The organism is Ruegeria sp. BC7 (assembly GCF_056539165.1).
The window spans coordinates 144,656-168,448 of the sequence record NZ_JBQFUL010000008.1 but is presented as its reverse complement, the minus strand read 5'-3'; the positions used below and the strand labels follow the sequence as shown (position 1 = coordinate 168,448).

Annotated in this window: 22 protein-coding genes and 1 riboswitch; of the genes, 16 read left to right on the top strand and 6 right to left on the bottom strand. The window is 54.0% G+C overall.

Features of this window, described 5'->3' with window-relative positions; translation table 11 throughout:
• Positions 1 to 664: 664 nt before the first annotated feature.
• From ACR0KS_RS17485 to ACR0KS_RS17475, 3 genes are all read left to right on the top strand, one after another.
• Positions 665 to 1,933: an agmatinase family protein gene (locus tag ACR0KS_RS17485; protein WP_480693283.1), complete on the top strand. Its 1,269-nt coding sequence runs from the start codon at positions 665 to 667 to the stop codon at positions 1,931 to 1,933.
• A complete protein-coding gene (locus ACR0KS_RS17480) occupies positions 1,923 to 2,456 on the top strand; it encodes a DUF3299 domain-containing protein (protein ID WP_170567410.1) in 534 nt (177 codons plus the stop codon). Before ACR0KS_RS17485 ends, ACR0KS_RS17480 begins: the two co-directional genes overlap by 11 nt.
• A gap of 95 nt (positions 2,457 to 2,551) precedes the next feature.
• Positions 2,552 to 2,875, top strand: coding sequence for a hypothetical protein (locus ACR0KS_RS17475; protein ID WP_170486565.1), 324 nt, complete (start codon positions 2,552 to 2,554; stop codon positions 2,873 to 2,875).
• 98 nt (positions 2,876 to 2,973) lie between these two features.
• Here the strand turns inward: ACR0KS_RS17475 and ACR0KS_RS17470 are convergent, their stop codons facing one another.
• On the bottom strand, positions 2,974 to 3,990 hold the full coding sequence (locus ACR0KS_RS17470) for a cation efflux transmembrane domain-containing protein (protein WP_170567413.1): 1,017 nt from the start codon (positions 3,988 to 3,990) through the stop codon (positions 2,974 to 2,976).
• Between the two features lie 225 nt (positions 3,991 to 4,215).
• Entirely contained in the window at positions 4,216 to 5,487 is a 1,272-nt protein-coding gene (locus ACR0KS_RS17465; RefSeq protein ID WP_170418861.1) for an arginase family protein, read from the bottom strand.
• 160 nt (positions 5,488 to 5,647) lie between these two features.
• Here ACR0KS_RS17465 and ACR0KS_RS17460 point away from each other — a divergent pair, with 160 nt between their 5' ends.
• Positions 5,648 to 6,583, top strand: a complete 936-nt coding sequence (locus tag ACR0KS_RS17460) for an AraC family transcriptional regulator (protein ID WP_170567415.1) — start codon at positions 5,648 to 5,650, stop codon at positions 6,581 to 6,583.
• Here ACR0KS_RS17460 and ACR0KS_RS17455 read toward each other — a convergent pair.
• On the bottom strand, positions 6,580 to 7,542 hold the full coding sequence (locus ACR0KS_RS17455) for an AraC family transcriptional regulator (RefSeq protein ID WP_170567417.1): 963 nt from the start codon (positions 7,540 to 7,542) through the stop codon (positions 6,580 to 6,582). The genes ACR0KS_RS17460 and ACR0KS_RS17455 overlap by 4 nt on opposite strands.
• Before the next feature lie 195 nt (positions 7,543 to 7,737).
• On the opposite strand from ACR0KS_RS17455, the gene ACR0KS_RS17450 reads away from it, so the two are divergent.
• The 3 genes from ACR0KS_RS17450 (at position 7,738) to ACR0KS_RS17440 (ending at position 11,017) form a co-directional block, all read left to right on the top strand.
• A complete protein-coding gene (locus tag ACR0KS_RS17450; RefSeq protein WP_170567419.1) occupies positions 7,738 to 9,012 on the top strand; it encodes an arginase family protein in 1,275 nt (424 codons plus the stop codon).
• Positions 9,013 to 9,216: 204 nt separating this feature from the next.
• On the top strand, positions 9,217 to 10,014 hold the full coding sequence (locus ACR0KS_RS17445; RefSeq protein WP_170567421.1) for a peptidyl-prolyl cis-trans isomerase: 798 nt from the start codon (positions 9,217 to 9,219) through the stop codon (positions 10,012 to 10,014).
• A complete protein-coding gene (locus ACR0KS_RS17440; RefSeq protein ID WP_480693282.1) occupies positions 10,007 to 11,017 on the top strand; it encodes a HupE/UreJ family protein in 1,011 nt (336 codons plus the stop codon). Before ACR0KS_RS17445 ends, ACR0KS_RS17440 begins: the two co-directional genes overlap by 8 nt.
• Positions 11,018 to 11,077: 60 nt before the next feature.
• On the opposite strand, the gene ACR0KS_RS17435 is transcribed toward ACR0KS_RS17440, so the two are convergent.
• From ACR0KS_RS17435 to ACR0KS_RS17425, 3 genes are all read right to left on the bottom strand, one after another.
• The gene (locus ACR0KS_RS17435; protein WP_170486559.1) at positions 11,078 to 11,236 is read right to left on the bottom strand and encodes a hypothetical protein; all 159 of its coding nucleotides are present in this window, start codon (positions 11,234 to 11,236) and stop codon (positions 11,078 to 11,080) included.
• 84 nt (positions 11,237 to 11,320) lie between these two features.
• Entirely contained in the window at positions 11,321 to 14,413 is a 3,093-nt protein-coding gene (locus tag ACR0KS_RS17430; protein ID WP_170567422.1) for an efflux RND transporter permease subunit, read from the bottom strand.
• Positions 14,413 to 15,510, bottom strand: a complete 1,098-nt coding sequence (locus ACR0KS_RS17425; protein ID WP_170567424.1) for an efflux RND transporter periplasmic adaptor subunit — start codon at positions 15,508 to 15,510, stop codon at positions 14,413 to 14,415. The genes ACR0KS_RS17430 and ACR0KS_RS17425 overlap by 1 nt, the downstream gene beginning before the upstream one ends.
• A 350-nt stretch (positions 15,511 to 15,860) precedes the next feature.
• On the opposite strand from ACR0KS_RS17425, the gene ACR0KS_RS17420 reads away from it, so the two are divergent.
• From ACR0KS_RS17420 to ACR0KS_RS17380, 9 genes are all read left to right on the top strand, one after another.
• Positions 15,861 to 16,265, top strand: coding sequence for a hypothetical protein (locus tag ACR0KS_RS17420; protein WP_170486556.1), 405 nt, complete (start codon positions 15,861 to 15,863; stop codon positions 16,263 to 16,265).
• A complete protein-coding gene (locus tag ACR0KS_RS17415; protein WP_170567426.1) occupies positions 16,258 to 17,484 on the top strand; it encodes an HlyD family secretion protein in 1,227 nt (408 codons plus the stop codon). The genes ACR0KS_RS17420 and ACR0KS_RS17415 overlap by 8 nt, the downstream gene beginning before the upstream one ends.
• 107 nt (positions 17,485 to 17,591) lie before the next feature.
• Positions 17,592 to 18,185, top strand: coding sequence for a GAP family protein (locus tag ACR0KS_RS17410; RefSeq protein ID WP_170696841.1), 594 nt, complete (start codon positions 17,592 to 17,594; stop codon positions 18,183 to 18,185).
• Positions 18,186 to 18,463: 278 nt separating this feature from the next.
• Positions 18,464 to 18,572, top strand: a riboswitch (guanidine-I (ykkC/yxkD leader).
• A 91-nt stretch (positions 18,573 to 18,663) separates the two neighbouring features.
• Complete coding sequence (locus ACR0KS_RS17405) at positions 18,664 to 19,731, top strand: putative urea ABC transporter substrate-binding protein (RefSeq protein ID WP_170567430.1); 1,068 nt, start codon at positions 18,664 to 18,666, stop codon at positions 19,729 to 19,731.
• A 64-nt stretch (positions 19,732 to 19,795) separates the two neighbouring features.
• Positions 19,796 to 20,608 (top strand): ABC transporter permease, encoded by an 813-nt coding sequence (locus ACR0KS_RS17400; RefSeq protein WP_170567432.1) that lies wholly within the window; start codon positions 19,796 to 19,798, stop codon positions 20,606 to 20,608.
• Positions 20,605 to 21,372 carry an ABC transporter ATP-binding protein gene (locus ACR0KS_RS17395; RefSeq protein ID WP_170567433.1) on the top strand — a complete coding sequence of 256 codons (768 nt, stop codon included), beginning with the start codon at positions 20,605 to 20,607 and terminating at the stop codon, positions 21,370 to 21,372. The genes ACR0KS_RS17400 and ACR0KS_RS17395 overlap by 4 nt, the downstream gene beginning before the upstream one ends.
• A 102-nt stretch (positions 21,373 to 21,474) precedes the next feature.
• A complete protein-coding gene (locus ACR0KS_RS17390; RefSeq protein WP_480693281.1) occupies positions 21,475 to 22,746 on the top strand; it encodes an agmatinase family protein in 1,272 nt (423 codons plus the stop codon).
• Positions 22,746 to 23,201, top strand: coding sequence for a hypothetical protein (locus ACR0KS_RS17385; RefSeq protein ID WP_170567435.1), 456 nt, complete (start codon positions 22,746 to 22,748; stop codon positions 23,199 to 23,201). The genes ACR0KS_RS17390 and ACR0KS_RS17385 overlap by 1 nt, the downstream gene beginning before the upstream one ends.
• The gene (locus tag ACR0KS_RS17380) at positions 23,198 to 23,353 is read left to right on the top strand and encodes a hypothetical protein (protein ID WP_170567437.1); all 156 of its coding nucleotides are present in this window, start codon (positions 23,198 to 23,200) and stop codon (positions 23,351 to 23,353) included. The genes ACR0KS_RS17385 and ACR0KS_RS17380 overlap by 4 nt, the downstream gene beginning before the upstream one ends.
• Positions 23,354 to 23,793 lie beyond the last annotated feature (440 nt).

Genomic DNA, 23,793 nt, shown 5'->3' with positions numbered 1-23,793 from the left:
TGATCCACCGGATCAATCGCTTAACGTCTTCACCGCGTCAGGCTCATAACCTGAAGGTCAGAGGTTCAAATCCTCTCCCCGAAACCAAAACTCCCAGACAAATATCAAACACTTAGCGCCCCAAGGGGCGCGTTCTCCGTTCGCGGCCTTTTTATCGTGTCGCGACCTTGAAAACCCCTGTCATCAAGCAATCTGAGGTGAAGCAAAACCCACCGTCATCAGGACGTTTCTTCCGGCGAAAACTCAATCATGGGCTCCGACGCATTTTCCAGAGCGACCTGCAAATTAACCGCCAACCTGTTGAAACTGGTATCTACAATGGACGAAAATGTGGTTGGCAAATATTAGAAGCCGACATTCCCACAAGCACAGGGTAGTTTCGCCAACTCCGCATGCCGGACCAGGCGGATGTGTCAATACGTCCGAAGAAATAGACGAACCACAAAAGCGTCTCACTGATCAGGTTGAGCGCTTGATCCCTGCGCCGAGCCAAACCCTTTGATCAGGAAAAACTCTGGCTGACTTCTGTCAGCTCGAAAAGAGGTTCCATGGATCCAGCCTCAAGTCAGTGGCGGCGCATTAGAACGACTGACGAAAAAGTTGCCTCAAACAGAGGTTTCGGCGATAGTTTCAGAATTAGTTGAAAATTGTTGGGGGCTTTCCGGTGTTAAAAAATCTCCATACTGCGCTTGCTATTCTATGTGTTGGTTTTTCTGGGGCTGCGAATGCTCAGCTTTATGGCCATGAGTTTGAGGGCACTCAGTCTCCTATTCGAGAAGGGGAACAACCCGTTATTCCTCTGGATACTGAGGATCCAACCTACAATGCGTGGCGCACGCCTCTGCCAAGTTTTGAAGGAGAGCGTGAAGGACGAGAGCCAGGACTTGTCAACCCTCAGCGTTTCTATGGTCAGGGCTTTATGCAAATCCCGACGTTTTTACATCAGCCGTTAGCATTCACGCCCGGCGACTTGGCCGCCGCTGAAGTCGACGTTGCCATCATGGGTGCATTTACCGATATGGGGGCCGGCGCACGCGGGGCGTCGCGCGGGCCGAATGCGGTTCGTAGCTCTTCGATTTACCTGGGTTATGGGGCGCGGCAGCCGCATATGCACGTCATGGTCGACCCTCTACAAGAAATGACAGTAGTCGACTACGGAAACGCCCCGAACGACATCATGAGCACCGAGCGTACAATTCATGCTGTTCGGTCTTTCGTCGGTCAGGCCGCGTCGGTGCAACACGCCGACGGTAGCCATGTGATCCCCTTTATCGTCGGTGGCGATCATTCATTGATGTACCCGAACGTCGCTGCGATGACGGACGTTTACGGAAAGGGCAATGTGGGCGTTGTTCATTTCGATGCACATTACGATGCCGGAAAATATGGCTTTGGACACCTGATCAATCATGGCATGCCTGTTTACAGATTGATCGAAGAAGACTTGGTCGAAGGTAAAAACTTTATTCAAGTCGCGTTGCGCGGATACTATCCAGACGAAAATGCGTTTGAATGGATGCGCATGAACGGATTTCGTTATCATACCATGGCTGAGATCGAACATCGCGGCTGGGACGCCGTTATGGAAGACGTCATCGCCGAGGCGAATGAAGGGCCGGAGTACATTTACATTTCGTTCGACATCGATACGTTTGACCCGGCGTTTGTCCCCGGAACGGGGACGCCCGAACCCGGTGGGCTGATGCCGCGCGAGATTTTTCCGATTATTCGCCGCCTCTGCGCTGAATCAAATGTGATCGGGTTTGAAATCGTCGAGCTTGCTCCGTTAATGGACCCAACTTACGTTTCCGCGTTGAATGCCAATCGGACAATAAGAGAATGTTTGACGGGCATCGCGATGCGCAAACAGGGGATAACTGAACCGGACTACAAAAGCCCGCTTGCCGTTACGCACGGTCAAAATGAAAACTAGACTTCTGGGCTGCCCAGTTGTTCTGGTGTCTTTGATCGGATTGGCGGCACATTCCGAGCCTCAGAAAATCTCTTGGTCGGATCTAAAAATAGGTCGCCTTGTCGAATGCTCTGAGTTCTTGGACGACTACCTGTCCAATCCAAGTTGCCAACCGCGGGACTTGAATGATCGCATGTTGTCGATGCAGATCGCCGAGTGCGTCCCAGGAAACTCAAGTTTGGAGGGTAATCTTGTCCTCATTGCTGGTTATGCTCATCCTGTTGAATTTGAATTCAAAGATGTAGAAAACTTTCTGTTGGTTCCTCCGTTGTCTCAGACGTGCCGACATCCAACGGCTCCACTTCCGGATCAAGTTATTTCCGTTAAGTATCCGGAAGGCATCGACATAACGGCGGATCCGGTTTGGGTTACGGGACAAATATTCATTCGCCAAAACCAAAGCGAACTCGCACCTTCGATCTACAGGATTGAAGCTTTGGATATCGTCGCGGCAACAATTCCTGACGTCTCGTCTGCCGAGTGAATCGGTCTACCAAGAGATAAGTTGCCGTAGTGGGGGCAAGTGCTAAGGTTGCTGCAAAACGGATCGAATTTTGACAATTGAGTTGGAAGGATAAGATGAGACCAACATTGATAGCGGTGTTTGCGATCCTGTTTTCAAGCTCGGGACTACTGGCCCAAGAGGAGAGAAAAGCGCAATATAGCGAAGCTGCGAAGTGCCTAATCGAGGCGGAATGGCCCTTGATTGAAGAACTGAGCATCAAAACAAGGTTGTCACAATCGTATCTGTTGGAAGTGGTCGGCGTCATTCTGCGAGATGTCGAGAACCCGGAAGAAATGATCAAAGCATATACAAAAATTGCAGAAGACTTTGGTGATGACCCTTCAGGCCTGAGTGCGTCCCGAAGGATAAAATGTCTGGAACCATTGTTGGCAGAGTGACAATTCCTCGGTCGGGACAGTTCTGCCGTGCGTTCATTGAAAGAATACGCAAAGACAGAGACGCGCTCGAAATCAGAACGGCTCATTGATGTCTGAACTTATTCTGTCGACGGTACGAACACCTGGCGGCCGATCTCCGAAATCACAATCAGGACTTCTACCCGGGCAAATTTTGAATTTAGACTTTTGTTCAGCGACGTTGACAGTTTGTCCATGCCGCTTCCTGAAATCTGCTTTTTGGGATCCACGAAAACGACCACGGACAGTGTCCGGCCTGCTTTCAGGACAACGACGTCAACAAGCTCTAAGTCTTCGTTGGCAAGATGCTCTTCTGCGGCAACTCTCACGTCTTTGACGATTTCCTTTCCCGCTGAGATGCCGACCAACTCACCCAGGCTGTTTTTGAAATCAGACCAATAGGTGCCGGACGCGACACAGCACAGACAAACGACGATAATCGAGTCTCCGATCGGAGCAATTATCGCGAGAGGACCATTTTGAAACAAATACACCAAGCCAAAACCGATGCCGGCCGTGCCGGTGATGACCCCATCAAAGGCAGCGGCCCGAGATTCCAACTTCAAAATGTCGCTCTGTTTTCCCGTTTTTCGCCAGCACCGTAAGTGGTTTGCCCAAAGCGCTGCGCATATGAGGCAAATCGCGATGGTGTAGATTCCAATGACTTCAAACTTCACCGGCGCGGGCGTTGTGCCGCCAATATACGACGCAATTTTGGCCACCGCGTTGGTAAAAGCAAACGCGACCAAACCCAAAAGTGACAGGGCACGAAACGTGGTGAAAACGGCTTCATCGGCAGCGTAGCCAAACGGTCTGACATCATCAGGTCGGGCCGATGTCTGTTTTCCGACGCGAACAGCTATGATTGCAGCAAAAAACCCTACAAGAGAGAATAGACCATCGACAAGAAGGGCTTGAGAATTCGAGAGAATAGAAGCCAAGACACCGGCAAACCCCATAACAAGGTTGCCTATCATTCCAACCCTCAGGGCTGAGCTTTCGACGTTCTGCGCCGTAGCCGACATACTACCTTGCTTCCACTCGCTTTGGTTGCCTTGCGTCTTCCTGTTTTTACAAAGACTTGCTTTTTCATACATTCTCTGAGGGTCCGACGGATTTATTCTGTCATCCCCCAACGCAGTTATACTGATTGAACCAATCGTTGGATAGATGTTCGTTCACAGCCTGTTCCCACGATGTGTAAAGGCTCAGTTCAGACCAGCAGCGCATCCGTTCCGGTGAAGGGGCACATTTGACCCCGTATGAATACCTTCTGGGTCTGCCCGGTAGTTGAAACTGTTGTCGCCGGTGCAGGATCTTCCTTACGGTTCGCCAGAGATGCGCGGGTGGATATAGTCCGGTTCGATCCCGTCTTTTTTCATCGCGATACCAGTTAGAAACTGAAACATCGTTCGCCGAACAAGTCGCGCGGTCTGCTGGCCGCGGTTATCGTAGAAGGGGTTGAACTCTACAAAATCAACGCCAACGATGGTCTTGGTGGCCGCAAATTGGCGCAGCATCGGGAAAAGGTCTTCTGGGTGTGAACCAATGGGCGACGAGGAGCCGGTGCCCGGAGCGTAGCTCATGTCAAAAGTGTCGATGTCAAAACTCACATAGACCAAATCGATGTCCGCGAGGTCTTCGTAGATTTTGTTGAATGTTTCCTCGACCCCGTCGCGGCGGATTTCGTGGATGTGATAAACTTTCCCACCTTCCGAGGCCACCTGGTCCCATTCTTCGGGGCCAAAGACTGGTGTGGACATACCATATTGAATGACATGTCGTCCTTCGACCATTCCTTCCTGAACCGCACGATTCATAAAGCTGCCTGAATGGTAATAGGCACCAAATTTACCCATGCCGGCGTCTCGGTCCAGGTGGACATCGAAATGTACGAAAGCAACGTTGTTCTTTCCGTAGACATCGACAATTCCACGGAAGGTACCGTTTGGAACCGAGTGGTCGCCACCAACGATGAAGGGAATTGCGCCGACGGAGGCAACCTCCCGTGTCATACGACGGATTTCCTCTAGCGTGGCCGACTGATTATAGGCGTTCAGGCCAGCATCGCCGTAGTCAACGGCATTCAAGATTGTGAATGGAGCGAGAAGGGTTTCGTATTCTACCCAGCTTAGTGGGAACTTGGGGTCTCCGTAACCGCCATAGTCACGGGTTGTCCGTACCTCGGCCGGTGCCCACATATTGCCGGCCGAATGCGGTAAGGCACCGGTAGGAGCGCCAAATATCGCGACGTCGATTTCACCGGCTTGCAGGTCTTCGGGTGTAAGAGCGACGGGCAGCTTAAAGAACGTCTGAATTCCCACGGGTTCCATCTGGAGTTGGTATCGCTGTACGTCCATCGGTCCGGCTGGACGTCCAGACGGCTCACGTTCTGCCCGCCAGATATCCGTGGATTTGTCTTGTTTGATATTCATCTTTGTCGGGTCGTCAGGGACCTCGTGGGGCATCGGTCCGATGTTCTCATTTGGCGAGGACGTGGCGATATCCTTCAACATTTGCGCCGAAGTTTCTAAAGGAATGGCACCAAGTGCGGCGGTGAACACAGCGGTGGATAACAACTTGCAGTAATTCATCGTCTGTCCTTTCAAATTCAAGGCAATCCGGTTTTGTCATTAGATTGCGTGTGATTTTGTCGGACAGGTAGCAAGGGTGCTACGTAATAAGTGCATTTGGAACCTATCTTTGCAGAATTAATTCTTGCCGAATGCAGTGCCGCGCATACAGACTAAGGGCATGGGTACACAGCGTATTCTTCTGCACGGAGCCGAAGATATTTCGGAGTTTCTGTTCCAGGCCACTGGGATGATGCCCGGCTACACCCAATTTTCAGCGGGCCCCGCCAATCTTGAATACAAGGTTGTGGATCTAGATGGCGTTACGTTGTTGTGGGCTTCGGGAATTGCTCATTGCAGGTGGCAAGACCAGATGTCTGATGACGGTCGCGTGCATTTCGGGATTGTACTGAACGCACGGAACGGCGTCAGATCGCTTGGCCACGAACTTGGTCCTGAAGATGCGATGTTGTTTCGCCCGGGTCAGGAGATGGACTATGTTTTTCTGGGGCCGGTTGAAACGCTGGAAATCGGCGTATCCAAGGAAATTGCGGACAGTCTTGGATGGACCTTTTCAGGGGCGCCTTTGGCACGCATCCACGGAACGCCGTTGAAACGGCTTGAATCTGCGTGCCGCCAAGCAAGCAAAATCGCTGGGTTCAAAGGCAAAGGGACAGAGGTTGCATCAACAGCGGCGGCGCAGGGGATGGTTCTGGACGCCTTGGAATGTGCGTTGGCTCCATGGTTGCCCCACGGTGCAGGATCGCATCCGGAACTTAGCGAATGCACGAGCCGGTATTCAGTGCTTAAAAACTTCGATCACCTTCTTTCCGAACTGGGCGACGCTATGCCTGATCTCGGTTCCATTTCCAAAGAACTCGGAGTGGGGCGTCGCACGCTGTTTTATTCACTGCGCCAGTCGCTTGGAATTACACCGAGGCGGTACGTAGAAATCCGTCGCCTTGCAGAACTGCGAAACCGTCTGAAAAACACTAGCCCTGATGAAACTACAGTTACGGAATTGGCTATCGAATTCGGGTTTGGTGATCTCGGGCGGATGGCTGGAAAGTACCGTCAACAGTATGGCGAGTACCCTAGCCAAACGCTACGCCACTAGTTCAACAGCCTCTGCCTTGGACGTCTGAGAGTTTCGCTTGGAAGTTCTCCGAACAGAGACCGGTACTTTCCGGCCATGCGCCCCAGCTCTGAGAAACCGTGGTCATTCGCCAGCAAAGTTACTGACGAGGCATCCGGTTCGCTACGATACAGGCTTGCGCGAAGCGCGTTCAAACGCACGATTTCTCGAAATCTTCTGGGGCCAATCCCATATTCTCTTTTGAAGGCTTGAAAGATGCTGCGCTTGGAGACGCCAATTTCCTGAGCCAAATCCTCGACACTGAAACACAAGTTGTTGTCGTTGTCCTGCAGCAGCCTGCGGGCCTTGCGAAGCAGATCGACCTGTGCCTCACGCGAAAGAACTTTGCCGCAATGGTTTTCGGGCGGAGCCCAAGGTTGCAGGGCAATATCAAGCGCATCGATCAGTTCAGACCGAATATCTGAGAGAGCGGCCGAGCTGCAATCGTCGGAACCGGACTTGAAAGCAGCACAAAAACCGGCCTTTGCTATTGCGGTCAAGGTTCTAACGGTGCCTTCAAAAACATCCGCGGTTTGGCCACCGCGACAACCCCACCCCAGTTTTTCGGGAAGTTCTTCCGAGAAGGTAAATTCCAGGGTCGTGTAACTGCCGCTGGTAAACAGTTCGGCTGTTTCACCCGGTCTCAGAAGATGGGCGGTTGTGCGAGAAATGCCAGACCGTCCAATTCGTGGGCTGCCATTGGCCGAGACCATGATCGCGAAACGCCATTCGCGTGCAAGCATGGTGTCTGTCCACAGATGCCTGCCTTCACCGGACACCTGCAAAAGCCTGATGTCGCCAAAATCGATGCTGTGGGCGCTTAGGATTGCGGGGCCAGAAGTGAATTGCATGAAGTTGGTGTCAGTATTGGTTTGCTCAAGATAAAAATTTTCGAGCGTGTCTTCATCTGCAAGATCAATGGAAAAACGATCGAAAGCCAAAGCCGTTCCCTCACCATCACTACAGTCTCGGGGATTTGTTATCCCGTTCGAGTGCCGACACCGGATCAGGTAATGTATGTCGGCTGATTGCAAAGATGCGTGCCAATTGCACTTTTTGCACAGTCATAGATAGCCTGAGAAATTATCCTCTCCGTAGTCAAGTTAAATTTAGTCTTAAAATGAGAGGATTAGAAAGTGGCGCGTCGCTTATCTCTATTGTTCAAATGGTCCGCTCTGTTCGCAGTTTCCGTGGGTGGAGCGGTCTATGCAGAAGACAACCCAGCCCCGGATTTTTCATCTGATCCGGTGGTCGATGGGTTCCCGTCTTCCATGCAGCCGTGGAGGGATCCAAGCAACCCGAATGTTCAGATCCTCGATCCCGGTTGGAACAAATACTATCTGCGCAAGGATATGGTGGGGGACAATCCTCCGCGGGAACCGGGCCCAATTGACTTGCAGCGCTATTATGTTGTGCCCACCAAACACGCTTTCCCAACGTATTTTGGTCTTCCGGTCGCGCTGACAACAGAAGACCTGATTGCCGGAGAAGTCGATGTAGCCATTGTCGGCGCGCCAAGTCAGTTTAACCCCGCAGACGGCAATGGCTGGGCCGCGAACTACATGCGCGTCAACCACAACTACGATTTTGCCCAGTCGGGGCATGATATGTGGTTCAACAACCAGTATTTCGACATTTTAAACGTTGTAGACTATGGAAACGCCAACGCCCACCCGTCTTTGATGATGCAGAATTTTGCTGACCAGGCTGGCGTTTTCAAGGAAATCCTGGATGGCGGTGCGATACCCTTCGTCATAGGGGGCGACCACGGTACTCAGGTCGCTTCGCTCATGGCGCTGATTGACCACTACGGTCCGCAGAGTTTCACAACAGTTCACTTTGATGCCCACACCGATCTTGCACCGCCAGATGGACGCCTTGGCATGTTTACCCACGGCGGAGCGGCGCTCCGCTTTGCGCATGAACAGGGGTGGACGACAGGAGATCAGATTTTTCACATCGGCCTGCGCGGTGCGTATGAAAGCGTCGAGAGAATGGATTGGATGTTCAACAATCAGACCAACTACTATTTTATGCCGAAGTTTGAAAAAAACGGGTTTGACGCAACGGTTGACGAGCTGATCGCAGAACTTGAAGGACGCCGACTGTATATCTCAATCGATATGGACGTTCTGGACGGCTCTTTGGCTCCGGGTGTGTCAAACCCTGAAATTGGTGGTTTCACTACGCTACAGTTCATGCAGATCCTCCGAAAGCTGGCGCTGCAGAATGAGATACTGCTGATCGATTGGGTCGAGTACTCTCCGCTTCTGGATGACCGCCGTCGTTCAACAGGTAACGTCATCAGCCGTTTGCAGAGACATACCCTCGCCGCTATGGCGGCTCGGAAAGAGGGCATAACTGACCCGAATTATGTTCACCCCGCAATGCTTCAGGATAACAGCAAGTAGCATTGCAAGCCGCGTAATCGGTGCGTTGCACTCCTTACGCTTGCCTTTGTCGGGAAAGGCGCCTTGAATTGAGGCGTCTTTTTCGGGTGACGTAAAACAGGTTCAAGAATGTCCATTAGCACTTCAAGCAATCGAACGGGAAATCCAGCCGGAACCGACAGAGGTGACCCGAACTCATTCCTTTCCAATATGGTCAGAGAACCCTTGTTTCAGTTTCTCGTCCTCGCGGGGCTTCTGTTTATCGGACAGGCTTTGTTTGCAAAGGATGACCGAGATCTGATCGTGGTGGACGCGGCGACACAGGAATATCTATTTGCTCGCGAGGCGGAATTACTTTTGCGCCCCCTGAGTGAAGATGAAAAACAGGAGCTGGTCAGAAACTTCGTTGAGGAGGAGATCCTGGTCCGCGAAGCAGTGAAGCGAGGTTTTTCTGACGGTTCTCGAATTCGCGCGTTACTTCTTCAGAATATGCGGTTTTTCATAGCCGGAGATTTGGCAGAGCCGACCGACGCGGAACTCAAAGAATACTTTGACAGCAACCCGGAAAACTTTCGGAGTCCGCCCAGCTATGACCTTGATCATGTGATGTTTAACTCGGTCAACGAAGTTTCCCCCAATATTCTGGACGCGTTGAACGAAGGCGCTGATCCCAAGACGCTTGGCGATGCTGACATCACCTTTGGAAGCACCTTGAGATACATGGATCAAAAGCGTCTGGTGCAGGCGTTCGGCGGTGAAACGGCAAATGAAGTTTTGACAGCCATTGCCCAAAATGACGAATGGCACGGGCCGTTTCAATCTCAGACCGGGTCAATCCACTTTCTCAGGGTTATCAGGGAAAACCCTGCTCAGTTGCCTGAGTTTGAGCAGGCCAAGGATTGGGTGGCGACCCGGTGGATGACAGACAAGTCACGTGAGTTGTTAGAGCAAGAACTGCGATCCGTTGAAATTGACTACAAGGTCGAAATTGCGCCGCTGCAAGGGGACAGGGAAGGTGAGTAAGCTATTCCCGATCATTTTGTGGGCGGCGGCATTGATTGCAATTCAGGGGATTTGTGCACACGCGCATACGCTTGGCTTGGATCGCGCGGAGCTTAACGAAACGGCACCTGGCCAGTATCGGCTGATTTCAAAAGTGCCCAGTCGCATATCCGCAGCGATATTGTCTCCGGACTTGCCCGAGCATTGTGAGTTTGTGGGAAACCCGAATGGTGAAAGGGGTTCCTATTCCGTAACTTTCAACTTTGCATGTTCGGCCTCTCTTACATCCGATGATCGACTGTCGCTTCCTTGGAATCGCGAAGGCGCTTTGCTGACAGTTCGTTGGTATGGGCAGGAACCGGTTACGCGATTGGTAAAACGAGAAGGGACGACCATCGAAGTCAATCTGGAGGAATGGCTGGCTGGTTCGGGTTCGGCGGTGCGCGCCGCCCAGCGTTACACGGTTCTGGGTGTAGAACACATTCTTGAGGGATTGGATCACCTGCTGTTCGTTTTGGCCTTGCTCTTTCTTGTGGAAGGCTGGTGGATGCTCGTTAAGACAATAACTGCGTTTACGGTTGCCCACTCGATCACTTTGGGTCTGGCAACTTTGGGGTTTGTTTCGCTACCCTCAGCGCCGGTAGAGGCGGCAATCGCCCTTTCGATCGTGTTTCTTGCGTCCGAGATTGTCTGGAAGTCACGTGGTCGTTTGTCCCTGGCAATAAGGGCACCGTGGGTCGTCGCGTTTGCTTTCGGGCTCTTGCACGGGCTTGGATTTGCCGGTGCGTTGGCTGAAATCGGACTACCCCCGTCTGAAATCCCGATTGCGCTTTTATTTTTCAACATCGGTGTGGAGCTTGGGCAGCTACTTTTTGTCGGGGCGGCCCTCATTGTCGGGTGGTTGTTTTTGCGTATTCCTTCCGCAAGACGTTTGGAGAACTACGCTCAAATGATGCTCGTCTACGGTATTGGAACTGTTGCAACCTACTGGATGATCGAGCGGACATACTCAATTTTTGCTTAGAAACTCCGCAAGTGGCCTTGAAGGATACGAACGCAGCGCGAGGTTATTGTCTCGGGGCGGTTAACCCAAGTAACCACCAAAGAATGCCAGGAACGCCAGCAGCACGCCGACAAGGATTGCGACCACCATTAAAGCTCCGTTGCCCTTGGCGAAGTATCCCAGCATGAGAAGGCCAACGACGAAGATACCGACCAGAAAGAAAAGAACCGTATTGTCCAACGTAGCCCCCGTTTTTTGGTTTAGCAGTTTATGCGTTTCCGCCTGCGCCTCGTTTTATGATCGGCGTCCTTTTTGAAAGACGTACTACACATTGGGCGCAGTGGCTTTGATGCCGTTCAGGGTTGCGAACAATACTGGAACCAGAATCATTGTCAGCATCGTGCCGACCGTCAATCCGCCCATGATTGTGATGGCCAAGCCCACCCAAAACACGTCCGGCAGAAGTGGGATAACACCCAAGACAGTTGTTGCCGCAGCCAGCACGACCGGCCGAAGCCTTGAGGCACCGGCATTCAATATAGCGTCATAGCCCGGTTGACCCTCGGCCAGATTGTCGTTGATCTGATCAATAAGAACGATTGCGTTCTTTATCATCATTCCCGCCAAGCTCATCCCTCCAAGCAGTGCGACGAACCCGAACGGAGTGTTCGTAAGTAGCAGGCTGGGGACGATCCCAATGATAACGAACGGCACAGTCAGGAAAATGACCAGCGGCCTTCGGTATGAATTGAATAGCCCGACCACTATAAGCGCCATAATCGAAAATGCGGGTATCATGCCAGGGATCAGGGACGCTTGTGCAGATACCGTATCCTCATATTCTCCGCCCCATTCCAAGCTGTAGCCGGGCGGAAATTCGGCTGCCAAAGCGTCATAGTCGGCAAGAACGGCTGCCCGATAGCTTGGCAGGGTCACGCTGTCGATCGGGTTCGCCTGAACGGTCAGCACCCGCCGCCTGTCGCGGCGATTGATTGTGGGATCCTCGGGTTGGACATTGACGCCCCGAACGACCTGGGCCAGCGGCACAGGTTCGACCGAAAACGGAGATTGCAGTTGCAGCAGCTCAAAATTGTCAACGGCAGCGACGTCATCCGCGCCGGGGCGAACGATGATCGGCAGAAGTTCGTCGCCCTCGCGATAGAGGCCAACTGATCGCCCATCAAATGCGCGTTTCGTCGTATTCCCGAGATCCTCGTAGGTAATGCCTGTCCACCGGGCGCGATCCTGATCATAGTCCGGCACGGTTTTCAGAACGCGGTTGCGCCAATCGGTGCGCGCAACCTTGGTCCATTGATGATTGTCCAAAATCGCGACGGCCCTGTCGCCAAGGTCTCGCAGAGTTTCCGGATCCGCATCTGCAGGCCCGATAATCCGCGTTTCAAAGGCCCAGGTATTGCTGGGTCCAACGCCGAACTGACGTGTGAACGCGGTCGCTTCGGGCATATTGGCCGAAATCCAAAGCGAGATATTCTTGGTCATTTCAGGGATATCGCGATAGTCATCGACGTTTACGATGATTTGCGCATAGGACGGGTTGGTGCCTTCCGGGTCAACTGGAAGATAGAAGCGAGGAGGCCCGGCTCCGATGAAGCTGGCGATTCCGGTTACACGTTCGTCCTGCTCCACCTGTTCTTCAATGCGCGTGATGGCTTCGGACACGGCTTCGATCCGCGTTCCTTCGGGCGCGTAGTAGTCAATCATGAACTTCGTCATGGATGAGGTTGGGAAGAACAACTGAGTGACAGATCCAAAGCCGACCCCTGCTACAACCAGAGCGGCCAGAGCGACACCGATTGTCAGGAACCGAACCCGGATCGCAGCGGCCAGGAAACGACGGTAAACGGCATAAAGACCGGTGTCGAAATTCTCACTGTTTTCTCCTTTGGGCTCTGGCAGCATGGCGACGCATTGCAGGGGTGTTACCGTCATTGACAGGAGCCAGCTAACCAAGAGTGCAATGCCGACGACCGAAAAGAGGGTCCGGCAATATTCTCCAGCACTCTCGACCGATGCGAAAATCGGGTAGAAGGCCATAACCGCAACGAAAGTAGCGCCAAGCAGCGACATTGCGGGTCGCGTGGCTGCATCAATCGCGGCCTTTGCGCGGTCCATTCCCTGAGACATCCGAACCATCGCGCCATCCGCGACCACGATTGAGTTGTCGACCATCATGCCAAGGGCAATGATCAATGCGCCCAGAGACATGCGCTGTAGATCAATGCCCAACATCGCCAAGGGAATAAAGGTTGCAAGGATCGTCAGGATCAGCCCGCTGCCGATGATGATACCCATCCGAACGCCCATCGCCAAAGTCAGAACGACCAGAACGATTGCGACGGCCTGGCCAAGACTTACCAGAAAACTGCTGACAGCAAGATTTACGTCATCAGATTGCCAATGCACGCGCTCGACTTCGATACCCACGGGAAGGCGTTCGATAAGCTCGGATACCTTGGCGTCCACGGCCTGCCCCACGCTTACAACGTTGACCCCGGACTGGAAGGATATCGCCAACCCAATCGAGGGAAGCCCATTGAACCGCATCAGTGTCGTCGGTGGATCGGCATACCCTTCAACAACGTCAACAACTTCGCCCAGCCGCAATAACTCTGGACCCCGTCCTTGGCCGCTTTGAGCCTGATCCAGACCACTGGGCCGTACGACCAGGTCCGCGATGTCATCGGGGCTGCCGAACGTGCCGCTGGGCGCAATACGCATGCGGTAGTCGCCGATGTTGACCCGGCCGGCATCCACGATTGAATTTTGCGTTTGCAGGGTACTGAGGAGGGTCTGAGCGGATACACCGAGTGCGGCCAGAACTTCCTCTCGGGTCTCAAGGTATATGACTCTGTCGCGCTCACCCCAAAGATCAACCCTTCCGACACCGTCGATCAACGATAGCTCGCGTTTGAAGTCATCTGCGAAAGCGTCAAGCTCTTGATACGAAAACCCATCGGATGTCATCGCAAGCAGCAGACCGAACACGTCGCCAAAGTCATCGTTTATCGCGGGTCGACCTGCACCGGGCGGGAGCTGGGTCTCAACGTCCCTGACCTTTCGCCGCAGCGTATCCCATATCTGGGGCAACTCCTCGGACCAGTAGTTCGGCCGGATTTCTACCTTGATTGTCGACACCCCGGCCCGGCTTTCGCTTGAGATGTAGTCGATCTCCTTGATTTCCTGCAGCTTGATTTCGATCCGCTCGGTGACCTCTTGCTCAACTTCTTCCGGGCTTGCGCCGGGATAGAGTGTTGTCACCACCGCCGTTTTGATGGTGAATTCCGGGTCTTCCAGTTGTCCGAGACTGAAAAAGGCGGAAATGCCGCCCAATGTCAGCATCACGACGGCAAACCATACGAATTTGGAGTTACGAATCGAAAACGCGGCGAGCCCCATTACTCAGCGTCCTCAGGCAAAAGCGAGACTTTCTGGCCTTCTCTCAGGGAGTTCGCTCCGGCGGTGACGATCACGTCGCCGAAATCCAAGCCCTCGCTGACGGCAACGCCCTGCGATCTGGGTGTTCCCAATGTGATCTTTCGTGCGCCTACCGTTTCGGAACTGGTATCGAACACCCAGACATGCGGATCGGTCTCACCTTCGGGTACAAAAACTGCGCTGGCGGGAACCATTATCGAGTCAAAGGGCTCGTACCCTTCTTTCGGCTTGCCGCGAACCCGCCCAGACATACCCGGAAGAACCGGCGAGCCTTCTGGTTGCTTCATTTTCAGGGTGACGGGAAAGGTCCGGGTCGTGGCCGAAGCCTCCGAGCCGATCTCGCTGATTTCGGCGGGCAGGGCGACGTCTCCCAGGGCGTCAAATGATACCGTGATATCCTCGATATGTGGGATCAGGGCGATATACCGCTCGGGGATGTCGATCACCACTTCGATATGCTCGGCATCCAGTATCCGAAGAACCGGAGTCTGCGCCGCCACTTCTTCAAAATCCTCAATGTACTTTGCGACCACCCGGCCATCGAAAGGTGCGACCAGGCTAGTATAGGTCAGGTCCAAGGTAGCACGGTCCAGCGCGCCCTGTACGGAATTGATCGCAGCCCTTGCCGACGTCTCGCCCGCGACGAACCGGTCAAGCGTTGCCTGCGCTGCCACGTCCTTTTCCACCAAAGAGCGCTGCCGGTCGGTTTGAAGCTTCGCATTGTCAAACGTTGCCTGCGCGCTTTCCAATTCCGCAGTCAGCCTGTCCACCTCTGCCTGAAACGGAGCGGGATCCAAAGCTGCCACGACATCTCCGTTCGCGACAGGATCGCCAACCTGAACGTTCACGCCGACCACATTGCCCGGCACACGAAACGCCAGCGACACCTCGCGCGCGGCCCTTGCTGTGCCTACGAAATAACGATCATGGATGCTGGAGAGATCGGCGATCTCGGTTGTCCGGACGGGTCGGATGACTGTTTCGGCGGTTTCTTCTTCTTTTTCCCAGCACGCGGCCAGCACCAAAAAGACCGCCAACCCGATAGAAAATCTCTTCACATTCCCCTCCCGTTTTGGCTGTTGCCCTTTCTCTGAACCCAAAGTGGCCAACCAAAATCGTGCTTTAGCGCTTGAACTTAGTCGCAAGTGTACGCCCTTACAGAACAAAGTCAAACATATGAATTCGTTTGAAATTCTCCACCTTTTAAGTATCGGAAAGTCGTCAGTTGGCACAGATGCCGATCTGTTTGTGGGACCACATTAGAATGGGCAGATCATTTGCAAAAAAGACCTTCGAAGGCGCAAAACCAAAAGCCTTTTGTCGTCACACAGGGTGACGGGACGCACTGAAATTTGGGCAAGACAATTGCGACTGGAAGCCGTTCATCTTGGATTTGGCGGCTTTGCACATGATTGATCTTTTTGATTTCATTCGTCTATCCTTGGAGGGGTTCGTCAAGAAACAGGAGGTTCTTGTGAACAGCTCTATCTCTGACGAAGCGATGTCACGGCTTCCATTTTGGGTGACTGCGCCCGGCGAGACAGATGGTTTCCTGATCGTGGTTGGATTGTGTCTTGTTGTCGTTCTGCTGGGTTTTGGCGCGCTCTATTTCACTGTGCAGGCTATTCCGGATCGTATGGCGGCGGGTGCCCACAAGGTGCAAATGCAGCTTGTTGGGGTGCTTGGGCTGATCTCTCTTTTCACTTTGAACAACGCTTTTTGGATCGCGGCAATCTTGATAGCCGCCGTGCCCTTGCATGAAATATTTCCCCTAAAGCCAGAGGTGAACGGCCCGGAGCGCACCGATGCTTGAACTGATATTTTCCGCCCTGATCACTATTGTTCCTGACTATCTCTATCGCAGATACAAACAGGGTAAGCGGTGGGGTCATGAAATTACGCTTTTCAATGTCTGGTACGAGCTGCGTTGGGGGTTGACCGCCTGCGCAATTTTGGCCGTTACCTTAATCACCGTCATATTTTACTTTCACCCGTCGACGCGCAACGTTTCCGCAATTTTTCGCACCGTCACGATCCTGTCGGACAGGGGCGGCCGGGTCGCCGAAGTTTATGTCGCCAACAACGAATCCGTGAAAGCGGGCGATGCTATTTTCAGGCTGGATACCACGCGGCAAGAAGCTGCTGTAGAAACCGCGCAGAGCCGCATCAACGAAATCGACGCCGCGCTGGGTCTGATCGTGACGGAAATTGCCGCCGCAGAAGCGAGGGTCGAGGCAGCCGAGGCCGATCTGGGTCAGGCTGCGAACGATCTGCAGAGACGACTGTCCCTTGCCGAGCGAAACGACACAGTCGTAAGCGAGCAGGAACTAGAGCGTCTGCAGACTGCCGTATCCAGTGCAGAAAGCCAGCGTACTGCCGCGATTGCGGCCCTTGATGGTGCCAAGCTGCGGCAGACCACTCTGCTTCCCGCTCAGAAAGAAAGTGCCCTCGCCGTCGTGAGGGAGGCAGAGAATGAAATCGCGAAGTCTACGGTGTTCGCCGAAGTGGACGGAACAGTGACGCAATTTCTTTTGAAACCTGGCGACATCGTAAATCCGATCCTGCGCCCTGCGGGAATTCTGGTTCCCGACGTCACGGGGCAAGGGCGGTTTGTTGCGGCTTTCGGGCAGATTTCGGTGAATGTTCTTAAACCCGGAATGCTCGTGGAGATCACCTGCGCGTCCAAGCCGCTGACTGTTGTGCCAATGTTTGTTGACGAAGTTCAGGACGCCATTGCCGCGGGCCAATTCCGGCCGGGGGATGCGCTTTTGGATCAGCAGGATCGTGCCCGACCTGGAACGGTGACTGTTTTCCTTGCGCCGATCTTCCCAAAGCACCTGGAGGGTATTCCGCCGGGCAGTGCTTGCGTCGGCGTCGCCTACACAAGTCGCGCCAAGGAAATCGATGCCGGTGAGATCACCGGGTTTTCAGCATTTATCGCACGGATTGTGGACGGCATGGGGATTGCCAACGCCATCGTGCTCCGAGCGCAAGCGATCTTGTTGCCAGTAAAGGTGCTGGTCTTTTCCTGATGTCTGTCTTTGGCGGAGAAGCACATGCTGACTGCGTTTATCAAGGCAATGCCAATCGCGGTGGGTATACTGCTTGCTTCGTTGCCACTGGTCAGCGTCCTTTGTTATTGAGCCGACGGCCCGAGCAAAAAGCCTATACCGCGTTTCTTTGCGGTTGGATCGTTGGTGCGCTCACCATCGGGATTGCCGCCATAACGGTGTCGGACCTGAGCACTCCGGGTCAGCAGGCACCATCTGTTTGGGTCGTGTGGGTTCGCCTGTTTCTGGGGCTGGGCTTGGTTGCATTGGCCCTTCGCAAACTGAGCCTAAAAAATAGCTCGGACGAAGACGCGCCACCAAAATGGATGCGTGTTCTAGAGCGGATGCAACCAAGCAGGACGTTTGGGCTTGGCGCTGCTCTGGCGGCCCTCAACCCCAAGAACGCAGCCTTGTTCATATCTGGCGCGCTGACCATAGCCGCAGCAACATACGCTCCGGTCGAACAGATCGGGGCAGTGCTGGGATTTGTTGTCGTGTCCAGCATGGGTTTGGCTAGCCCATGGATTTTGTCGCTGTTTCTCGGTGTGCGGGCAGAACCTGCACTGACCCGGTTAAACGACGCCATGGCAAAGTATAGCGGCTGGATTGTCATTGCGGTGCTGGTTGTCCTCGGCGGCGTCGTGTTCGCGAACGCGGTCGCGGACTTGCAGGCAGAATATTAAGTGACGCGTGTTTTAGTCGTTTGCCGGAACAATATTGAACCAAGCGGACAAAAGCGCCTTCAGGACACACGCATTACAGCACAGCGGCAGGGTGGACCTGTCTTGTCGCAAACGGCGCGCCTGTACAGCACGCTGAATTGCACGAAAACAGGCCGCTTCCAGCCCTTTTATTAAGCATCGGTACAAAAAAACGGTGCATTTTTGGCTAAAGCGATGCGAGGGCGGAAATGAAACTGGCCTCAACTTGCCCTGTCACAACGCCTTGAGCTTTGCTGAAGGCGCAGGACGCTTAGGGTTCCGCCGCCATTTCTGCAGGTCAGGTCCGAGAAGCGTCACCTAGCCGGCAAACTCCGGCGAGGCACACGGCGGGGCAAAATCCCGGGAGACTACTGCGCAGGTTTGTTCGCGCCCGATCTCTTTGTTCCGCCAGCGGACCCAAAACCGAAGACCTCGGCGGGACGCAACAACGGGGAAAGACATGAATATCTCAAAACTAATGTCCGCAACCGCCCTTGCGCTGGGTGTATTGGCAGGAGCGTCCGCACCTGTGGCTGCTGCAGAAAAGACCGAATTCAAACTCGCCTGGTCGATCTACGTCGGCTGGATGCCGTGGGGTTATCTTGAAGACAGCGGTATCATGGACAAGTGGGCGGACAAATACGGCATTGATGTCGAGATCGTGCAGTTCAATGACTATGTCGAGTCCATCAACCAATACACTGCCGGGGCGTTTGACGGTGTATCCGCCACGAACATGGACACGCTTTCCATTCCCTCCGGCGGCGGTGTCGATACCACAGCATTGATCGTCGGTGATTATTCAAACGGCAACGATGCGGTCATTGGCAAAGGGGTCACTAGCCTGTCAGAGCTGAAGGGCAAGCCGGTCAACCTCGTTGAGTTGTCGGTGTCGCATTACCTGCTTGCGCGTGGCCTCGATAGCGTCGGGTTGGAGGAGTACGATCTGGATGCCGTGATCAACACCTCTGACGCCGACATGATCGCGGCTTATACAACACCGGATGTTGAGGCAGTCGTCACCTGGAACCCGCTGGTTTCGGAAATCCTCGATACCAGTTCCGACGCTGTGAACCTTTTTGACAGTTCGATGATCCCCGGAGAAATCCTGGATCTGATGGTCGTGAACACTGAAACCCTGGCCGACAATCCGAATTTCGGCAAAGCGGTCGCCGGTGCCTGGTATGAGGTCATGGCGCTTATGGCCGCTGGCGACGAGGAAGCGCTGACCGCGATGGCCGAGGCGTCCGGCACTGATCTTGCTGGCTACAAGGCACAGATGGCGTCAACCGAGTTGTTCTTTGACCCTGCTGACGCTGTAGCTCAGGCAAGTTCGGGCGATCTTCCGGAAACCATGACGAATGTGGCCGAGTTCCTTTTTGAAAAAGGCATCCTTGGCGAGGGCGCGCCAAGCGCTGATTTCGTTGGCATCGAGTATCCGGACGGCTCCGTCTCCGGCAGTTCGGAAAACGTCAAATTCCGGTTCGACACGACGTATATGCAGATGGCTGCGGATGGCGCCCTGTAAATGAACGGACAGGGTGAAGCCTGCGGGCTTCACCCAATGTTTTGGCAGTCAAGGAGCGGCACGCATGCGACTGATAAACACGATCCCCGGAAAGCCTGCGGGCATTTTCATCGCCGCCCTTCCTTTTGTCGCGGTTATCCTAAGCTACTACATCGCTTCGGACATTCGGTTGCAGGCCAACCCGCAGGATAAACTTCTTCCGGCCCTGACGACGATTGCGGAAACTGCGGAGCGACTCTTTACCGAACCGGATCGCCGGTCGCGAGAAATACTCTTGTGGAACGACACGGCCGCAAGCCTTGCCCGTCTGCTTGGTGGCGTAGTCATCGCGGCCATGCTGTCCTTGGTTCTTGGTTTGGCCATTGGGCTTCTGCCGTATGCGCGCTCGTTTCTCTCAGGCTTCATTGCTGTGCTGTCCATGGTGCCGCCGCTTGCTCTTTTGCCGATATTGTTCATCGTGTTCGGGTTGGGTGAAGTTTCCAAGGTGGCGTTGATCGTCATTGGCATTACGCCCTTTATGACCCGCGACCTGGCGCAGCGGGTCATGGAAATCCCGAAAGAACAAATCGTCAAGGCGCAGACGCTGGGTGCCTCCAGCGGGGTGATTGCCCTGCGTGTGGCCTTGCCGCAAATACTGCCGAGGCTCATTTCGAACGTTCGGCTGTCGCTTGGGTCTGCATGGCTGTTCTTGATCGCGGCCGAGGCGGTTGCGTCCAATGTGGGCCTTGGCTACCGGATTTTCCTCGTCCGCCGGTACCTCGCGATGGATGTCATTCTGACCTACGTGATCTGGATCACGGTGCTGGCATTTACGATAGACTGGTTGCTCAAAACCCTGTCACGCCGTGCCTTTCCGTGGATAGAGGCAGGTCTATGAGCTTTGTAAGTGTGCGAAATGTCTGGCAGAAATACGGTAACCGCTCGATCTTGGAGCGTGTGAACGTCACGGTCGATGAAGGCGAATTCATCTCTATCGTCGGCGCGTCTGGCTGCGGAAAATCCACGTTTCTGCGCATGCTACTTGCAGAAGAACGCCCCTATCGTGGCGAGATAAGCATCGATGGTGGCCCAGCCGCCAGAGAACCCAACCTTGAGCGCGGTGTGGTCTTTCAACGCTATTCCGTTTTTCCGCATCTGTCGGTCCGCGAAAACCTGATCGCCGGTGAAGGGTTTCGTACCCGGTTCGGTCGTTTGGGCGGATCACAACGCAAGGAAGCCGAAACTCGCGCTGATGAAATGTTGGAGCGGATTGGGTTAAATCACGTGTCCCATCAATACCCGTCCTCTTTGTCGGGCGGTATGCAGCAACGGTTGGCAATCGGGCAGGCGATGGCCGCAAAACCACGCATTCTGTTGCTGGACGAACCATTCGGAGCGCTCGATCCGGGAACACGGCTTCAAATGCATGAGTTCCTTTTGGAGCTGCGTGAGGAAACCAACATGACCGTTTTCATGGTCACCCACGATCTGGACGAAGGGTTCAAGCTGGGTGACCGCGTTCTGGTGTTCGATAAACCGCGCTGGGATCCACAGGATCCGGGTCTTTTCGGGGCAACGCTCACCTATGACTTCGATGCGCGTAACGGCGGAATACCGTTTCAGGATCTGCTCGACCAATATCCGTCTTTGGCAGCCGCATGACCCCTTGCACGGCATGCGCTCCCGGGCTCCGCATGTTGTGTTCACCAAAGCTCGGAAGCGTCCCGGCCAAATTCGACGGGACATTGATTAGGAGACAACTACGTGTTTTCGGATCTCAAGCGCAGCCGGTCGCACCACCCGCGTGACCAGCGCGACCGCATTGCACTGCGTGAGCAGCGTCATCACCATCCAGACCTCAGCAAATTGGCAGGCTGGAAAGCGATGCATTTGGAGGCTGACCTGCCGGCAGGCCGAATGGAGGAAGAACGCCGATGGGCGCTGCGTATGGGCCTTACCGGAGCAGACAGCATCGAAGACAAGTCGATCCCGACATTTGCACGAGGTGAACTGCCTCACTTTGCAGGGATCAACACTTTTCTGAAAGCTCCGTATGCCGAGGATGTTCTGGAGGTCGCGGACTATGATGCCACGGTCCTTGGGATTCCGTTTGACGGCGGCACCACCTACCGCCCCGGCACCCGGTTCGGCCCTCAGGGGGTTCGCAAGATTTCCGCGCTGTACACGCCCTATAACTACGAAATTGGCGTCGACCTTCGCGAACAGATGACGCTTTGTGATGCCGGTGATGTTTTCACGATACCTGCCAATATTGAAAAGAGTTTCGATCAGATAAGCCGGGCGGTCAGCCACGTGTTCAGCTCTGGCTCACTTCCGATCATGATCGGCGGCGACCATTCCATCGGCTTCCCTTGTGTGCGTGGCATCGCGGAATGCACGTCAAAAAAGATCGGAATCGTTCATTTTGACCGACATGCCGACATACAGGAAAAAGACCTGGATGAGCGGATGCACACAACGCCGTGGTTTCATTCGACCAACCTTCCCAATGTCCCGGCGACCAACCTCGTACAAATCGGGATCGGAGGCTGGCAAGTTCCACGCGAAGCCGTGAAGGTTGCGCGGGAGCGTAACACCAACATCATCACCATGGGCGATATGGAAAAAATGGGCGTCGACAAGACCATCGAAATGGCGCTTGAGATGGCCTGGAAAGACGTGGACATGGTTTATATGTCATTTGACATCGACAGCATCGATTGTGGTTTTGTCCCCGGAACAGGCTGGCCCGAACCCGGCGGCTTCCTACCGCGCGAAGCACTGGCGCTGGCTTCGGGTATTGCGGCGGAAGGAATCTGCGGTCTTGAACTGGTTGAAGTGTCACCGCCCTATGACACGTCCGACATAACGGCACTGATGGGTACGCGGGTGATTGTCGACGTGCTTGGCGCGTTGGTGTCAAACGGCAAGTTGGGTGCCCACAAAAAGTTCATCGATAAACCTGTGAAAACGCCTCATGGAGAATTTGAAGGCAAACGATGGTCAAATGGCAAACCGCACAAGGTAGGTTCGTAATGCCGCACGATCATTCGCACCATCACCACCACGATCACGACCATGCCCACCACGGGCATGGTCATAACCACGCGCATGGGGACCACCTGCACAGCCATATGCATCACGAAGACGAAGCGGCCGACCTGCAGGTTCTGGCAACCCAGTTTATTGACGGGTTTTTGCAGGCCGCTGACAAAACAAGCTATCTGAAGCTGGCGGGCGTGTCGTTTGAGAGGCCGGGGGCGGGCGGGGCAACGGCGTTGAAGCTGATTGACGTCGAGTTGAAAACCGATTGGCAGGTGGGCACGGCCTCGCCGTCATTTGGTTCCCGTGAACTCAGCTATCTGCCTTTCCCGGGTCAGATGGTTCAGGAACGCACCAATATGTCGCTTGTCTATGTCTCGATGGATGAAAAATCCGTTCTGGATATCCGCGACTTTCTTCATCAGCGAAAGCAGGAAATTGAAAGATGAAAACGAAACTTTTGTCGCTTGCGGTTTGGGGTGCAGCAACCCCGGCTTTTGCACATACTGACACGTCGTTTCACACACACGGCGCAGAATTTTTCGTAGCGGTTGCAGCAATCGGAGCCGCCGCTTTGCTTGCCGTTGGGTTCAAAAAATAGACCTGAGCCGTGGCGCAGAGTTTTGATGCTGCGCCACGGATCGAACTTCCGGCGTCCCGGCATTATTCGGTATCAGGCTGTAATCCTTTGCATTTTGGCGGCTTTTCGGTCATTATGACTGTTCATATGTAAGCCCAGTCAACGTGTTTGGATCTCAGTGCCGTCTTTGGTCGAGCAGAGCCATCCTTGGGTGGCAGCAGGCAGATGTCACAGGGCGCTGCGTGCAATTGCGCAATGTCGTGGAAAGCCGAGCCTGGTCTTTTGAACAACGCTCCGCCTCCTGTGACTAGAGAAAATTTGGGATAAATGAACCTTAAATCTTTGATTTAAGGCATAAAATTGACACTGACAGCACGCAAGCAAGGCGTCGCGCCTTTCTAGTTCCGATCCATACCAATCTGGAACGGAGACATTGCGATGCTGAACCTGTGTGCGAAACC

What these genes read in the sequence shown, in the direction of transcription:
- ACR0KS_RS17475 (WP_170486565.1), top strand. Translation starts at nt 2,552, where the DNA reads ATGAGACCAACATTGATAGCGGTGTTTGCGATCCTGTTTTCAAGCTCG.
- ACR0KS_RS17400 (WP_170567432.1), top strand. Translation starts at nt 19,796, where the DNA reads ATGCGACTGATAAACACGATCCCCGGAAAGCCTGCGGGCATTTTCATC.
- ACR0KS_RS17470 (WP_170567413.1), bottom strand. Translation starts at nt 3,990, where the DNA reads ATGTATGAAAAAGCAAGTCTTTGTAAAAACAGGAAGACGCAAGGCAAC.
- ACR0KS_RS17405 (WP_170567430.1), top strand. Translation starts at nt 18,664, where the DNA reads ATGAATATCTCAAAACTAATGTCCGCAACCGCCCTTGCGCTGGGTGTA.
- ACR0KS_RS17420 (WP_170486556.1), top strand. Translation starts at nt 15,861, where the DNA reads ATGATTGATCTTTTTGATTTCATTCGTCTATCCTTGGAGGGGTTCGTC.
- ACR0KS_RS17385 (WP_170567435.1), top strand. Translation starts at nt 22,746, where the DNA reads ATGCCGCACGATCATTCGCACCATCACCACCACGATCACGACCATGCC.
- ACR0KS_RS17380 (WP_170567437.1), top strand. Translation starts at nt 23,198, where the DNA reads ATGAAAACGAAACTTTTGTCGCTTGCGGTTTGGGGTGCAGCAACCCCG.
- ACR0KS_RS17415 (WP_170567426.1), top strand. Translation starts at nt 16,258, where the DNA reads ATGCTTGAACTGATATTTTCCGCCCTGATCACTATTGTTCCTGACTAT.
- ACR0KS_RS17480 (WP_170567410.1), top strand. Translation starts at nt 1,923, where the DNA reads ATGAAAACTAGACTTCTGGGCTGCCCAGTTGTTCTGGTGTCTTTGATC.
- ACR0KS_RS17395 (WP_170567433.1), top strand. Translation starts at nt 20,605, where the DNA reads ATGAGCTTTGTAAGTGTGCGAAATGTCTGGCAGAAATACGGTAACCGC.
- ACR0KS_RS17465 (WP_170418861.1), bottom strand. Translation starts at nt 5,487, where the DNA reads ATGAATTACTGCAAGTTGTTATCCACCGCTGTGTTCACCGCCGCACTT.
- ACR0KS_RS17430 (WP_170567422.1), bottom strand. Translation starts at nt 14,413, where the DNA reads ATGGGGCTCGCCGCGTTTTCGATTCGTAACTCCAAATTCGTATGGTTT.
- ACR0KS_RS17460 (WP_170567415.1), top strand. Translation starts at nt 5,648, where the DNA reads ATGGGTACACAGCGTATTCTTCTGCACGGAGCCGAAGATATTTCGGAG.